This window comes from Halotalea alkalilenta DSM 17697, assembly GCF_000621205.1.
Taxonomy (GTDB): Bacteria; Pseudomonadota; Gammaproteobacteria; order Pseudomonadales; family Halomonadaceae; genus Halotalea; species Halotalea alkalilenta.
In genome coordinates this window covers 73,285-88,551 of the sequence record NZ_KK211232.1, presented here as the reverse complement: position 1 = coordinate 88,551, position 15,267 = coordinate 73,285, and the positions used below count along the sequence as shown (strand labels likewise).

11 protein-coding genes are annotated in these 15,267 nt (G+C 64.3%); 7 read left to right on the top strand and 4 right to left on the bottom strand.

Annotated elements, in window-relative coordinates; translation table 11 throughout:
* The first annotated feature begins 95 nt into the window (after nucleotides 1–95).
* The 4 genes from hrpA to Q376_RS0118040 all read left to right on the top strand — a co-directional run bounded on the left by hrpA (nucleotide 96) and on the right by Q376_RS0118040 (nucleotide 7,444).
* Nucleotides 96–4,106, top strand: a complete 4,011-nt coding sequence (hrpA, locus tag Q376_RS0118055) for an ATP-dependent RNA helicase HrpA (protein ID WP_043448663.1) — start codon at nucleotides 96–98, stop codon at nucleotides 4,104–4,106.
* A gap of 188 nt (nucleotides 4,107–4,294) precedes the next feature.
* A complete protein-coding gene (locus Q376_RS0118050) occupies nucleotides 4,295–5,047 on the top strand; it encodes an MlaA family lipoprotein (protein WP_027351489.1) in 753 nt (250 codons plus the stop codon).
* Nucleotides 5,048–5,107: 60 nt separating this feature from the next.
* The gene (locus Q376_RS0118045) at nucleotides 5,108–6,328 is read left to right on the top strand and encodes a Bcr/CflA family multidrug efflux MFS transporter (protein ID WP_043448658.1); all 1,221 of its coding nucleotides are present in this window, start codon (nucleotides 5,108–5,110) and stop codon (nucleotides 6,326–6,328) included.
* A gap of 18 nt (nucleotides 6,329–6,346) precedes the next feature.
* A complete protein-coding gene (locus tag Q376_RS0118040; protein WP_052365504.1) occupies nucleotides 6,347–7,444 on the top strand; it encodes an AI-2E family transporter in 1,098 nt (365 codons plus the stop codon).
* A gap of 116 nt (nucleotides 7,445–7,560) precedes the next feature.
* On the opposite strand, the gene trxA is transcribed toward Q376_RS0118040, so the two are convergent.
* Both trxA and Q376_RS0118030 read right to left on the bottom strand, forming a co-directional pair.
* Entirely contained in the window at nucleotides 7,561–7,884 is a 324-nt protein-coding gene (gene trxA / locus Q376_RS0118035; protein WP_027351486.1) for a thioredoxin, read from the bottom strand.
* Between the two features lie 176 nt (nucleotides 7,885–8,060).
* A complete protein-coding gene (locus Q376_RS0118030; protein ID WP_027351485.1) occupies nucleotides 8,061–8,840 on the bottom strand; it encodes a sulfite exporter TauE/SafE family protein in 780 nt (259 codons plus the stop codon).
* A 191-nt stretch (nucleotides 8,841–9,031) separates the two neighbouring features.
* Between Q376_RS0118030 and cysB the strand changes: the two genes are divergently transcribed.
* Complete coding sequence (cysB, locus tag Q376_RS0118025) at nucleotides 9,032–10,006, top strand: HTH-type transcriptional regulator CysB (RefSeq protein WP_027351484.1); 975 nt, start codon at nucleotides 9,032–9,034, stop codon at nucleotides 10,004–10,006.
* 248 nt (nucleotides 10,007–10,254) lie between these two features.
* Entirely contained in the window at nucleotides 10,255–11,910 is a 1,656-nt protein-coding gene (locus Q376_RS0118020) for a glucan biosynthesis protein D (RefSeq protein ID WP_027351483.1), read from the top strand.
* A 220-nt stretch (nucleotides 11,911–12,130) separates the two neighbouring features.
* Here Q376_RS0118020 and Q376_RS0118015 read toward each other — a convergent pair whose 3' ends face one another.
* Nucleotides 12,131–12,565, bottom strand: a complete 435-nt coding sequence (locus tag Q376_RS0118015; RefSeq protein WP_043448741.1) for a winged helix-turn-helix transcriptional regulator — start codon at nucleotides 12,563–12,565, stop codon at nucleotides 12,131–12,133.
* On the opposite strand from Q376_RS0118015, the gene Q376_RS0118010 reads away from it, so the two are divergent.
* Nucleotides 12,458–13,585, top strand: coding sequence for an aromatic alcohol reductase (locus Q376_RS0118010; protein WP_245598991.1), 1,128 nt, complete (start codon nucleotides 12,458–12,460; stop codon nucleotides 13,583–13,585). The two genes, Q376_RS0118015 and Q376_RS0118010, sit on opposite strands and share 108 nt — an antisense overlap.
* 212 nt (nucleotides 13,586–13,797) lie before the next feature.
* Here the strand turns inward: Q376_RS0118010 and gndA are convergent, their stop codons facing one another.
* Nucleotides 13,798–15,213, bottom strand: coding sequence for an NADP-dependent phosphogluconate dehydrogenase (gndA, locus tag Q376_RS0118005; protein ID WP_027351480.1), 1,416 nt, complete (start codon nucleotides 15,211–15,213; stop codon nucleotides 13,798–13,800).
* Nucleotides 15,214–15,267: the final 54 nt, after the last annotated feature.

The following is a 15,267-nucleotide window of genomic DNA, read 5'->3' as shown; positions in this document are numbered from 1 at the left end:
CGATTCACCCTCGCTTGACAAAGCTGGCGCAAGTTTGGGGATCGGCGACCTCGGCGCTAGAATGGAGGATTACCATTGCCGCCGACGCGGGCGCCATGTCCGTCAGGTCAGTCAGGTTCGATCAAGAGGCCGCCTTGAGCGATTTCGCGCCATCCCATCCCGCTTCACCTTCGTTAGCCGCCCTGCGTTCGAGCCTTGCCGGCGCCACGCTCGCCGATGCCCGCGCGATCGCCGCAAGGCTCGCTGGGCTCGAGCGCCGCGCCGCGCAGGGCAAACCCATCGATCGCGCCGCGGCCGAGCTTGCCGTTCGTCTCGAGGCGAGCTGCGCTAGGGTGGCCGCGCGCCGGGCCCAGCCACTCAAGCTCGACTACCCCGCGGCGCTGCCGGTCAGCGGCAAGCGCGAGGCCATCCTCGAGGCGCTCGCCGATCACCAGGTGGTGGTGATCGCCGGTGAGACCGGCTCGGGCAAGACCACCCAGCTGCCGAAGCTCTGCCTCGAGCTCGGCCTCGGCGCGCGTGGCTTGATCGGCCACACCCAGCCCAGGCGGCTGGCCGCGCGTTCGGTGGCGGCGCGGCTCGCCGAGGAGCTCGATACGCCGCTCGGCGAGGCGGTCGGCTACCAGATGCGCTTCGCCGACAACACCGGGCCCAACACCCGGGTCAAGCTGATGACCGACGGGATCCTGCTCGCCGAGACCCAGCACGACCCGGATCTCCTGCGCTACGACACGATCATCATCGACGAGGCCCACGAGCGCAGTCTCAACATCGACTTCCTGCTCGGCTATCTCAAGCGGCTGCTGGCGCGCAGGGATGATCTGAAACTGGTGATCACCTCGGCGACCATCGACCTCGAGCGCTTCGCCCGGCACTTCGGCCGTGAACGGGAAGGGCGGCTGGTGCCCGCGCCGATCATCGAAGTCTCGGGACGTACCTTCGCGGTGGAGACCCGCTATCGGCCGCTGGTACGCGATGGTGACGACGAAGAGGACCTCAGCCTGCAGGAGGGAATACTCCATGCAGTCGAGGAGATTCAGGCGGTCGAACGGCAGCAGCGCTGGGGCACCGGGCCCCGCGATGTGCTGGTGTTCCTCCCCGGCGAGCGCGAGATCCGCGAGACCGCCGACACTCTGCGCCGCGCGGGGCTCAGGGACACTGAGGTGCTGCCGCTCTACGCGCGGCTCTCCAATGCCGAGCAGAATCGCGTCTTCGCGCCCCACACCGGCCGGCGCATCGTGCTCGCCACCAATGTCGCCGAGACCTCCCTGACGGTCCCTGGGATCCGCTACGTGATCGACCCGGGGCTGGTCAGGATCAGCCGCTACAGCTATCGCTCGAAGATCCAGCGACTGCCGATCGAGGCGGTCAGCCAGGCCAGCGCCGAACAGCGCAAGGGGCGCTGCGGGCGCGTCGCCGAGGGGCTGTGCATTCGCCTCTACAGCGAGGAGGATTTCCTCTCCCGGGCGCCTTTCACCGAGCCCGAGATCCAGCGAACCAACCTCGCCTCGGTGATTCTCTCTATGCTGGCACTGAAGCTCGGCGACGTGGCCGATTTTCCATTCATCGATCCGCCCGACCCGCGTTTCGTCCGCGATGGCTTTCGCCTGCTCGACGAGCTCGGCGCGGTGGAGGAGGCCAGGATCACCCCGCTCGGACGCAAGCTGGCGCGACTGCCGATCGACCCGAGGCTTGCGCGGATGGTGCTCGCGGGCGGCCAGCTGGGCTGCCTGCGCGAGACGCTGATCGTGGTCAGTGCACTGGCGGTGCAGGACCCGCGCGAGCGGCCAGGCGACAAGCGCGAGGCGGCCGACCAGGCGCACCGTGAATGGAGCGACCCGGCCTCCGATTTCGCCGCCTGGATCAACCTCTGGCATGGCTTCGAGGCCGCCCGCGAGGAGCTGTCCGCGGCGGCGCTCAGACGCTGGTGCCGCAGCCGCTATCTCAACTACATGCGCCTTCGCGAGTGGCATGACACCTTTCGTCAGCTGCGCCAGCTCGCCCGTGAGCTGGAGCTCGGCGAGGCGGAAGCGGGCCAGGGCGAGCGGGAGATCGATTACGAACGCCTCCACCGGGCGCTGCTCAGCGGTCTGCTGTCGAACCTGGGGCTCAAGCTCGAGGGGCGGGAGTATCTCGGCGCACGCAACCGCAAGTTCATGATCCATCCGGCCTCGCCGCTGGGCAAGAAGCCGCCCAAGTGGGTGATGGCGTTCGAGCTGCTCGAGACTTCGCGCCTGTTCGCCCGAGAGCTTGCGATGATCAGGCCCGAATGGGTCGAGGCAGCGGCCGGGCGGTTGCTCAAGCGCAGCTACAGCGAGCCGCACTGGGAGGCCAAGCGTGCCCAGGTGGTCGCGTTCGAGCAGGCGACCCTGTTCGGCCTGCCGGTGGTCAACCAGCGCAAGGTGGCGTTCGGTGCGATCGCGCCGGTCGAGGCACGTGAGATTTTCATCCGCTCTGCGCTGGTCGAGGGGCAGCTGCGTACCCAGGGAGCCTTCTTCGCCCACAATCGCGCGCTGATCGACGAGGTCGAATCGCTCGAGGACCGGGCGCGGCGTCGCGACATCCTGGTCGATGAAGAGACGCTCTACGATTTCTACCACCGGCGCCTCCCCGCGGAGGTCTACGATGGCCGTTCGTTCGAGCACTGGCGCAAGCAGGCCGAGCGCGTCGATCCCCGGGTGCTGTTTCTCGACAAACAGGCGCTGATGGCGCGCGCGGCCGAAGAGGTGACCGAGGTCCAGTACCCCGATACCCTCGAGCTCGCCGGCGTCCAGCTGCCGCTCTCTTACCACTTCGCTCCGGGCGCGGCGGATGACGGTGTGACCGTGACGGTGCCGGCGCTGATGCTCAGCACCCTGCCCGGCGAGCGGCTCGATTGGCTGGTGCCGGGACTGCGCCGGGAAAAGGCGATCGCGCTGATGAAGGGGCTGCCCAAACAGTATCGTCGCCAGGTGGTGCCGATTCCGGATTGGGTCGATGCGGCGCTCGAGGCGATCACCCCGGGAAGGGAACCGATGGGGGAGGCGCTCGGGGAGTTCCTGCGCAGGAAGACCGGCACGCGACTCGAAGCCGGCGTTTGGGAGGACATCGAGCTGCCCGACCACCTGCGCTTCAATGTTCGGGTGATCGACCACGATGGACGCACTCTTGGCGAGGGGCGTGAGCTGGATGCGCTGATCGCGCGCTTTCGCGGTGCTGCGAGCGAGGGTGCCGCGGCGCTCGCCGGTGCGGGCCGGGAGGCCGGGCGAAGCGGGCTTTCCCACTGGCCCGAGACGCCGATTCCCGAGCGCGAGCAGCGCCAGCAGGCTGGCATCCGGGTCGAGCTGTTCCCGGCGCTGGTCGACGAGGGCGAGACCCTTGGGATCCAGCTGTTCGATCATCCCGGGAAGGCCTACGAGCGGCATCGCCATGGGGTCAAGCGCGCGGCGATGCGAGCGCTGCCCGACCAAGCGCGCTATTTCGCCAGGCTCTCCCGGCTCGAGCGCATCGCCCTGCTCTATGCCCAGGTCGGCTCCAAGCGTGAACTGATCGATGATTTCATCGATACGCTGTTTCTGCGTGCTTTCTCGTTCGACCCGCTGCCGCGGTCCGCCGGCGAGATGCGCGAGCGGCTCGACCAGCGGCGCGGTGAACTCGGCGAGCTCGCCGAGCGTCTGCTCGATCAGCTCGAGGCTGCACTCAAGGGGCATCTCGAGGTGATGCGGGCGCTGAAGAAAGGACGGATCGGTTTCGAGCTCGCCTTGACCTATGCCGACCTCAAGGCGCAGATGGCGCGCTTGGTACACAAAGGTTTCGCCCAGCAGGCGGGAGAGTGGCTCGCCCACTACCCACGTTACATGCAGGCTGCGCTGATCCGGCTCGAAAAGGCGCCACGCGAGGTGCGCCGAGATCAGTTGGCGATGGAAGAGGTCAATACGTTCCAGCGCCGGCTGGACGAGCGGGTCGCGCGCGGCGAGAAAAGCGGCCTGGTGGAGCCTTGGCTCAGGGAGTTCGGCTGGTGGCTCGAGGAGTTTCGCGTCTCGCTCTTCGCCCAGCAGCTCGGCACGCTGGAGGCGGTATCGGCGAAGCGGCTCGAGAAGCGCTGGCGCGAGGCGAGCGATGGCGGATAGCGATCGGTGATCGAGATGCTCGATTGCCGGAGGGCTTGGTCCTGCTATGATGGTGCGATTGAGCCCGAGCGTGGCTAACCAACGATGCCGGGACGTTTTTTTCCAAGGATTCTCGCCAGAGGTCGCGCGGAACGAGGCGATGGCGAGGGGAAAGACCCGCGGCGTCTGAATACAAGGGAACCAACGGTATGAATGGATGGAGCAGACTCGCGCTCGCCGCGGCGGCAACGGCGGCGCTGAGCGGTTGCGCTGGGATGTATACGCAGGACGGCACCCCGAACGATCCTTGGGAAGGGTTCAACCGGGGTGTGTTCCGTTTCAACGACACGCTCGATCGCTACGCGCTGCGTCCTGTCGCCCAGGGCTATGACGCGGTCACGCCGCAGCCGGTCCAGGACGGCGTCGGTAACTTCTTCAGCAACCTTTCCGAAGTCGGCAACATGGCCAACGGGGTGCTCCAGGGCAATCCGGCGATCTTCGGTGCTTCGCTCGGTCGCTTCCTGATCAATACCACGCTCGGCCTCGGCGGCTTCCTCGACCCGGCCACGGGCCTTGGGATCGAGCAGCGTGACGAGGACTTCGGCAAGACCTTCGCCGCCTGGGGTGCCAACTCGGGTCCCTTCGTGATGCTGCCGCTGCTCGGTCCGAGCACTGTGCGCGACACCGCCGGCCTGCCGGGCGACTGGTACGTTTCGGTCACCCGCCACATCGAGGACAACTACGTGCGCTGGGGCCTGCGCTTCATCGACGTGGTCAATACCCGGGCAGGCTATCTCGACCAGGAGCAGCTGATCCACGGCGATCGCTACACCTTCATCCGTGATGCCTGGATGCAGCGCCGGCAGTTCGAGATCGATGGTGGACAGGGAGCGGATCCGTTCGCCAGCGGCGATTTCGACTACCAGGAGCCCGAGCCGGCACCCGATACCCCATCGCAGTGAGCCATCCCATGGAGCGCCGGCCGGCGCTCCATGTCCTTCCGCGGTACGTAGGAGCGACCCTTGAAACCGATCAGTGCCAGGCGCCTGGCGCTGCTGGTTGCGGCCAACACCGCGCTGGCGCCATTCGCTATCGATGCCTATCTGCCGGCGATGCCGATGCTCGCCGAGCACGTCGGCGCGAGCGTCCACCACACCTCGATTTCGATCAGCATCTTCCTCTTCGGCTTTGCATTCGGCCAGCTGCTGTTCGGTCCGCTCTCCGATCGCCTCGGCCGCCGCCCGGTGCTGATCGGTGGGGTGCTGACGTTCATCGTGTCGAGCCTGGCGCTGACGATGATCGACAGTCTCCATGCGCTATGGTTCTGGCGCTTCATCCAGGCGCTCGGCGGCGGCGCCTGCGTGGTCAACTCGCCGGCTATCGTACGCGACTGCTTTTCCGGTCGAGAGGCGGCCAAGGTGCTCTCGACCATGGTGATGATCCTGCTGCTGGCGCCGCTGCTGGCGCCGGCGCTGGGCAGCGCGCTGCTCTACATCGGTGGCTGGCAGCTGATCTTCGCCTTCCTCGCGGTCTACGGCCTGGGCGTGCTGGGGTCGGTGCTGTGGCTGCTGCCGGAGACGTCGGTGCGGCCCGAGCGCCCGGCCTCTGCAAGGCAAGTGCTCGGCCATTACCGCCAGATCGTCACCCATCGGGCGGCGATGGGCTACATTTTCGCCGTGGCGCTGTCGTTCGCTGGGATGTTCGCGTTCATCACCAGCTCGCCCTATGTCTATCTCGACTACTATGGCGTTTCGCCGGCGGCCTATCCGCTGCTGTTCGGGATCAACATCCTGGTGATGGCGGGGTCCAATCGCGTCAACATCCGGCTGCTGTCCCGCCACTCGCCGCGCAGGCTGCTCAAGATCGGTCTCGGCATCCAGCTATGCGCGGGCATCGCCCTGGCGGCGACGGTGGCGCTCGGTCTCGATTCGGTGCCGCTCATCGCCGTGCTGGTGATGTGTTTCGTCGGTATGAGCGGACTGATCAACCCCAATGCGGTCTCCTCGATGCTCGACTACTTTCCGCAGATGAGCGCGACCGCCAACGCCGTGCTCGGCTGCGTGCAGTTCACTGCGGGCGCGCTCTCGGGGGGATTGATCAGTGCGATCGGAATTCCAGGGGTATGGCCGATGGTACTGATGATGCTGCTCAGTACGCTTGGGGCCAACCTGCTGCTGCGCTGGCTCTCTGAGCGGCGCATGCTCGCCAGGGCGGCGCTGGACGCGCCGTCGAAAGATTCCTGATTCGGAGCGATAGCTGCCATGGTGGATCCCGAGCGTCCGTTGGACGACAACGAGCAGAAGGGCACGGAAAACGTCAGTACGATTCCCTTCACCCTGGTGATCGTCGCTGCGGCGCTTTTCATCGTCATCGGTGGGCTCCGGCTCGGCAGCACGCTGGTGATTCCGATCCTGATGAGCCTGTTCATCGCGATCCTCTGTGCCCGGCCGGTGAAATGGCTGGTCGAGCGTGGCTGGAACGTGACTCTAGCGGTATGCGTCGTGCTCGCGCTGGTAAGCCTGATCATCGGTCTTTTCACCCTGCTGATCGGCAGCCAGTTCGGCGAGTTCAGCGATCAGATGCCGATGATCTCCGACCGGCTCAGCGCGCTCTACGGCCAGGGACTGAACTGGATCGAGGACTTCGGCGTGCCGATCGATCGCGGCGCGATCGCGGGCAGTTTCGATCCCTCGCAGCTGGTGCAGTACATGCCGACGCTGCTCAGCGGGGTGGGGGATACGCTGTCGCAGACGGTGATCATCGTGATCATGGTGGTGTTCATGATCTACGAGATCCTCGATCTGCCGCAGAAGCTCAAGATCGCCTTCGAGAATCCGCAGAAGAGCCTGACCCGGTTCAAGCAGTTTTCCGAGAGCCTGCAGCGCTATCTGATCGTCAAGAGCGAGATCGGCGTTGCCTGTGGCGTCCTCACCACCCTGACCTGCTGGGCGCTGGGCGTCGAGTTCGCGCTGATCTGGGGCGTGCTTGCCTTCCTGCTCAACTTCATCCCCAACATCGGCGCCTTCCTGTCGGCCATCCCGCCGGTGCTGCTGGCGCTGGTGATGCCCGATGGCGGCGTGCTGCTGGCGATCGTGCTCGGCGGGGTGCTTGGCTCGGTCCACTTCATCACCGGTAACATCATCGAGCCGCGTTTGATGGGGCATGCCTTGGGCATGTCGACGCTGATGGCGTTCATGTCGCTGGTGGTATGGGGCTGGGTGCTCGGTCCGGTAGGGCTCTTGCTCTCGGTGCCCTTGACCATGTCGCTGAAGATCCTGCTCGACAGCCACCCCGACACGCGCTGGCTGTCGGTTCTGATCGGCCCCACCGAGGAGCGACGGCGGCGCAGCCGCCGTTAGGGCAGGGCGCTCGCCCCGAGCAGCCAAAGAAAAGTCCCGCCTGCTGTCAGACGGGACTTTTCCTTTTCATGCCCATTTCATCATGCTCGCTGCATCGGGCCCGCAGCGTCATCGACTCAGCCGTTCTGATCGATGAACTGGGTCAGCTGGGACTTCGACTGGGCGCCGACCAGCGACGCGATCTTCTGCCCATTCTTGAACATGATCACGGTGGGTACACCGCGCACGCCTTGTTCAGCGGCGATCTCGGCCGCGTCATCGACGTTGATGCTGACGACCTTGAGGCCCTCGGCCCGCTCTTCGGCGACCTCTTCGACCACCGGTGCCATCATCTTGCAAGGGCCGCACCACGGGGCCCAGAACTTGAGCAGTACGGGTTTGTCGGACTGCAGCACTTCCTGATCGAAGTTGCTGCCGGTGACGTCCACGTTGTTGGCCATCCTGAATCTCCAGTCAGTTGGGGGACCGCTCCCATCGAGGTGGGTACGATCGAATGAGCAGATGGTAGCGGCTGCGCGTGCGGGGGGCAAATACCCACCGACGATCGCCCCCATACAGGCTTGCTATCCCTGCCCGCGCCCGTGGCTTCGCCGCTCGTTCATCCGCGGGAGAAGGATCATAGCAGCGCGTAGCGCAGGCCGAGTCCCAGCAGCAGCAGGGTGAGGATCCAGCGCAGCAGCGCCTCTGGCATCCGCTGGGCCAGCACCGCGCCGAAGTGGATCGCCGGGATCGAACCGACCAGAAGCGCCGCGAGCAGGGCGAAATCGATGTTGCCCAGGAACAGATGCCCGGTGCCGGCGACGAAGGTGAGCGGCACCGCGTGGGCGATGTCGGTACCGACGATCTTGCGCGGTGCGAAGCGCGCGTACAGCAGCATCAGTACCGCAGTGCCGAATACCCCGGCACCCACTGAGGAGAGCGTCACGCAGATGCCGAGGAGGATGCCCGAGATCACCGTCAGGGCGGGCGCGCGCCGGCTGACCCAGGCGTCGTGGCGCAGCGCCAGGCGAACCAGCGGTCCACGCAGGATCAGGATCACTGCGGTGACGATCAGCATCACGCCGAGCACATCGGTGAGCAGTGCCGCGTAGTCCTGGGAGTCGGTGAAGAAGCGGTCGAGGGCGATCACGGTAAGGAAGGCGGCGGGCACGCTGCCGAGGCTCATCAGTCCCATGACCCGCCAGTCGATGTTGCCGCGTCGCTGGTGACTGATCAGCCCGCTGACCTTGGTGACCGAGGCGTAGAGCAGGTCGGTGCCGATCGCGACCTGGGGCGGGATGCCGACGGCGAGCAGGATCGGCGTCATCAGCGAGCCTCCGCCGATGCCGGTGCAGCCCATGGCGAGGCCGACGCCGGCGCCAGCGACGACGTAAAAGAGAAATTGACTCAGTTCCATGCGAGTGACTCGGGTCGAGGTGAAGTCGCCGGCGGGACGCGAACAGCGAAACCCTCGTGGATTCCTGGGTGGCCGCGCGGCGCAGTGCGTGCAACCTAATGCCTATGATTTATAGCCAAAAGGAACATTTGTTCATGATTTTATTCCTTGATAGCATTAGCAAATCCGCGATCCTCTAGAGGGCACTAGCGTTGAAACTGCAGCAGCTACGCTACGTTTGGGAGGTTTCCCGCCACAATCTCAACGTCTCCGCCACCGCGCAGAGCCTCTATACGTCCCAGCCCGGGATCTCCAAGCAGATTCGCCTGCTCGAGGGCGAGCTCGGTGTCGAGATCTTCGCCCGCAGCGGCAAGCATCTGACCCGGGTGACGCCGGCCGGCAGGGCGGTGATAGAGCTCGCCGGCCAAGTGCTGCGTACGGTCGAGAACATCAAGCAGGTGGCGCAGGAGCACAGCGACGAGAAGCGCGGGGCGCTGACCATCGCGACTACTCATACCCAGGCGCGCTATGCGTTGCCCTCGGTGATCCAGGCTTTCGGTGAGCGCTATCCCGGTATCGCACTGCACATGCACCAGAGCGATCCTCGTCAGATCGCCCAGCTGGTCTGCGATGGCAAGGCGGACTTCGCCATCTGCACCGAGGCGCTCGCGCTCTACAACGACCTGGTGGTGCTGCCCTGTTACCGCTGGAATCGCTGCGTGCTGGTGCCTGAAGGGCACCCGCTCGCCGGCATCAAACCTGGCGAGCTGACGCTCGAGCAGCTCGCCGAACTGCCGCTGATCACCTACACCGTCGGCTTCACCGGGCGCTCGCAGCTCGACGAGGCTTTTCGTGCGCGCGGCCTGACCCCCAACGTGGTGCTCACCGCCGCCGATGCGGATGTGATCAAGACCTACGTGCGCCTGGGAATGGGCATCGGCATCGTCGCGCACATGGCGGTCGAGGCCGACGAGCAGGGGCTGGTGGCGGTCGATGCTTCTCATCTGTTCGAGTTCTCGACCACCAATGTCGGCATCCGGCGAGGTACCTTCCTGCGCCGCTACATGTTCGATTTCCTCGAGCGGCTTGCGCCGCACCTGGACCGCGACCGGGTCGAGGCGGCGATGGCCGCAGGAGTCAATCACGAGGAATCGGTATTCGACGGTGTCGAATTGCCGATACGTTGAAGGTCGGGCCAGGTTCGCCCGAAAAGTCGACGAGCGCAGCGAGCAAGCGGCGTAGGCTTACTGCGGCAGGACTGCCTCGAGGCGCTTTTCAACAAGCGATCGTCGTGTTCAGTCACTTTTCAGACAAGTCGTAGGGCACTATACGGCTTTACGTTTGTCGTATACCGTCGAACCCTCTGGAGCTTGGCCCGCGGCCTAAGCTTTGCTCCCAGCGAACAACCCATCGCCCACACAGGACGATTTTCGGTATGGATCGTAGAGCTGTTCTCAAGGCCTCGTTGGCCTTCGCCGCCTACTTTGGCGTCCCCTCGATGGCGGCGATTTCGCGTTCGGCGATCGCCGCCGATGTGGATATCGCCGATGGTAGCGCGACCACGTTCGATTTCGACACGCTGCGACAGATGGCGCTGGACCTTTCCCGCCAGCCCTTCAGCGGCCCGCCCGGCGAGCTGCCGAGCACGCTGGCCACTCTCGCTCCACAAGCCTACAACGCGATTCAGTACGATGCCGAGCACTCGCTGTGGTACGACATCGAAGGGCGCCAGCTCGACGTGCAGTTCTTCCACGTCGGCATGGGCTTCAAGCGTCGGGTGAGGATGTTCTCGGTGGATCCCGAGCAGCGTCAGGCGCGAGAGGTGCACTTCCGTCCCGAGCTTTTCAACTACAACGACGCTGGTGTCGATACTTCCCAGCTGGAAGGCCAGGACGATCTCGGCTTCGCCGGCTTCAAGGCGTTCAAGGCCCCGGAGCTGACCAGCCGCGACGTGGTCTCCTTCCTCGGCGCGAGCTATTTCCGCGCGGTGGACGACACCTACCAGTACGGCCTTTCCGCCCGGGGCCTGGCGATCAACACCTTCACCGACCAGACCGAGGAGTTTCCCGACTTCGTTGCCTTCTGGTTCGAGACGCCGAAATCGGCCAGCGACACCACGTTCACCGTCTATGCGCTGCTCGATGGACCCAGCGCCACCGGCGCCTATCGCTTCGTCATCCACTGCGAAGCGGAGCGGGTGGTGATGGAGATCGACAAGCACATCCATGCCCGGGCAGCGATCGAGCAGCTGGGGATCACCCCGATGACCAGCATGTTCAGCTGCGGCAACAACGAACGGCGGATGTGCGACACCATCCACCCGCAGATCCATGATTCCGACCGCCTGGCGATGTGGCGCGGCAATGGCGAGTGGGTCTGCCGCCCGCTCAACAATCCGCAGAAGCTGCAGTTCAACGCTTTCGCCGATGACAGCCCGAAGGGCTTCGGGCTGCTCCAGCTCGACCACGACTTCGACAATTACCAGGATATCGTCGGCTGGTACAACAAGCGTCCGAGCCTTTGGGTCGAGCCCCTCGGCGACTGGGGCAAAGGTTCGCTCAACCTGCTCGAGATCCCGACCACCGGCGAGACGCTCGACAACATCGTCTGCTTCTGGCAGCCCGAGAAGTCGATCGAGGCGGGGCAGGAGTACAGCTACCGCTATCGACTGTACTGGAGCGCCAGGCCGCCGGTCAGCAGCCCGCTGGCGAACGTCTACGCGACCCGCACCGGGATGGGGGGGTTCATCGAAGGATGGGCGCCGGGCGAGCATTTCCCCGAGGTATGGGCGCGTCGCTTCGCGGTCGACTTCGTCGGCGACAGCCTGAAGAATCCCTCTGGTGGCGGCATCGAGCCGGTGATCACCATCTCCGGTGGGGAGGTTCGGGACGTCCATGTGCTCTACGTCGAACCGTTCGACGGTTATCGCATCCTGTTCGACTGGTATCCGACCAGCGACGCGGTGGACCCGATCGATATGCGACTGTTCCTGCGTTCCGGTGACGATACCCTGAGCGAGACCTGGCTCTACCAGTACTTCCCGCCGCCCCCCGAAGAGCGTCGCTACATCGACGATCGCGTGATGAGCTGACGCTTTGGGCGATGGCTGGCTTTCGAGCCAGCCCTGAGGTCCGCCTGTCCGTGGCGGTGATCACGATATTGGGCTCATCGCCACGGCCGAACGGCTCGGACGCTCCACGCGGCTGAAGAGCCGGCGGTTCGCGCTCTTTCAGCCTCTATCTGTCTGATCCGCCTACGCCGGGCCGATCATCGCCTATGATGCAGCCTCACGGCTGGATAGCGCCGAGGCGCTATCTGGACGATGGCACAGCGTTGGCCTGCCGGTGATAGCGTTGGCGCGCTGCGGTAAAACCATCGGCGTTCTCCATTACCCAAGTCCACAGCGGAATCATCTGCACCAGCAGCCCCATCCCTAGGTCAGTCAAAGCGTACTCTACGCGAAGGGGCTTCTCGTGGAAGTCGTGGCGCGTGATTAACCCATCCCGCTCGAGCTGGCGCAGCGTATGGGTGAGCATGCGTTGGGTTACTCCATCTAGCCGCCTTCGTAACTCGGCATGACGCAGGGGGCTGCTCACTCCAAGCGCGTGGACCACTCCTAGCGACCACCGATTGCCCGAATGGCTCAGGATATCCCGCTTGAGACCATCTTCATCGTCGCTCAGCGCAGCGCAGGCCGCTTGAGAGCGTCGTACTATTTCCTGCGCGTCGAGACCGCTAGGTATCACCGATGTACCTACTTTTTGCGTATCGATGACCATGACAAGATCTCCAGTCCGAAGTCGAAATGCTTTGCACGGGAGCTAACCATGCAAGTCGATATTGCAAACGTCAAACAACGTATTCTGGTACTGGGTGCTGGAGAACTGGGATTATCTTTGCTGCGGGGGCTGGCTGCTCGGCGCATGTCGCAAGACGTGAGTATCAGCGTGCTTTTGCGTCATGAATCCCTGAATGGCCGGGAATCGCGCAAGGGAGGGAAAATCGAAGAGATTCGCGCATTGGGTATCGCGATCGAACTTGCCGATTTGGTCGGTGCCACAGTGGCGGAACTCGCCGCTGTCATGGCGCGCTATGACACAGTGATAAGCTGCGTGGGCTTTGCCGCCGGTCGAGGCACTCAGCGCAAGTTGACCGAAGCGGCGCTGGTAGCGGGAGTGAAGCGCTATTTCCCGTGGCAGTTCGGCGTCGATTACGATCTCATCGGCCGAGGCAGCCCGCAGGATTTATTCGATGAACAGCTGGATGTGCGGGATATGCTGCGTTCCCAACACCAGACCGAATGGGTGATCGTGTCGACCGGGATGTTCACAAGCTTCTTGTTCGAACCGTCGTTCGGCGTCGTCGACCTCCAGGCCGGGCGGGTCAATGCGCTTGGCAGCCTGGATACGGCTGTGACGGTCACCACGCCCGAGGATATCGGTAACTTGACCGCCGCCATCGTATTGCAAGCACCGCGTATCGCGAACCAGGTGATATACACCGCCGGCGACACGCTAACGTATGCCGAGTTAGCCGATGTGGTCGAGCGCGTCACCGGGCGATCGATTGAACGGCGAGAGTGGAGCGTGCAGCAGCTGCAGGCCGAACTGACGGCAAAGCCGGATGACACCCTATGCAAGTATCGGGCGGTTTTCGCCATGGGCCGAGGAGTGGCGTGGGATGTGGCCAAGGCTTACAACACCCAGCACGGAATGGATGTCATCGGTGCAGAGCAATGGGCGCGGGAAAATCTGGGCCGCGGCTAGGGCTTCGTAAGCGGAATTTTCCAGATTGGAAATTCACTGCGCTGGAGAAAGCACGTTGCATCGGCGACCCATATTCGGAGTTGCCTGCGAAATTCGACCGATTGTTCTCGACGCAGCTGGACGAGCTCGCGGCGATTCACCAAAAAGCGAAAGGGCCCGCCTGGCGGCGAGCCCTTTGCTCTCGGCGGCGAGGTACGCCGCTCAGCGATGGATCACTTTTCCAGCCATTCGGTGTGGAACACACCTTCGCGGTCGAGCCGCTTGTAGGTGTGGGCACCGAAGAAGTCGCGCTGGGCCTGGATCAGGTTGGCCGGCAGCGTTTCGGAGCGATAGCTGTCGTAGTAGGCGATCGCCGAGGAGAAGGTCGGCGCCGGAATGCCCTGCTGGACCGCATAGGCCACCACGTCGCGCAGCGCCGCCTGGTACTCGTCGGCGATGCCCTTGAAGTAGGGGGCGAGCAGCAGGTTGGCGATGTCTGGCTGTTGCTCGTAGGCGTCGGTGATCTTCTGCAGGAAGCCCGCGCGGATGATGCAGCCGGCGCGGAAGATCTTGGCGATCTCGCCGTACTTGAGATCCCAGCCGAAGCTCTCGGAAGCCGATTTGAACTGGGCGAAGCCCTGGGCGTAGGAAGTGATCTTGCTCAGGTACAGGGCCCGGCGCACGTTCTCGATGAACGCTTCGCGGTCGCCGGTGAAAGGCTTCGGCTTGGGACCGCTGAGCAGCTTGGAGGCCTTGACCCGCTCTTCCTTCAGCGAGGAGATGAAACGAGCGAACACCGACTCGGTGATCAGCGGCAGCGGTACGCCGAAGTCCAGCGCGCTCTTGCTGGTCCACTTGCCGGTGCCTTTCTGCCCGGCGGAGTCGAGGATCACATCGAGTACGTCTGCGTCGGTGTCGGCGTCGCGCTTGGTGAAGATCTGCGCGGTGATCTCGATCAGGTAGCTGTCGAGTTCGCCTTTGTTCCACTCGGTGAAGATCTCGGCGAGTTCCGCGTTGGAGAGCCCCAGGCTGTGCTTGAGCAGCGCGTAGGCTTCGGCGATCAGCTGCATGTCGCCGTACTCGATGCCGTTGTGCACCATCTTCACGTAGTGGCCGGCGCCGTCTGGGCCGATGTAGGTCACGCAGGGTTCACCGTCCGGCGCGCGGGCGGCGATCTTCTCGAGAATCGGCGCGACCAGCTCGTAGGCTTCGCGCTGTCCGCCGGGCATGATCGACGGACCCTTCAGTGCGCCTTCCTCGCCGCCGGAGACGCCGGTGCCGATGAAGTTGAAGCCTTCGTCGGAAAGCTCCTTGTTGCGGCGGATCGTATCGGTATAGAGCGTGTTGCCGCCGTCGATCAGGATGTCGCCCGTGTCGAGATGCGGTTTCAACGCTTCGATGGTCTTGTCGGTAGCTTCACCTGCCTGGACCATCAGCAGGATGCGGCGCGGCTTTTCGAGCGAGTCGACGAACTCCTCGATGCTGTAGCTGGGCACCAGGCGTTTGTCGGGATGCTCTGCCATCACTTCATCGGTCTTCTCGCGCGAGCGGTTGAAGATCGAGACGCTATAGCCACGGCTTTCGATGTTGAGCGCTAGGTTGCGCCCCATGACTGCCATGCCGATGACGCCGATCTGCTGCTTGGACATTACACATGCTCCGTTGATGGGGGGATGAACCGGAAGCTTCTTCGCAACGGGGGA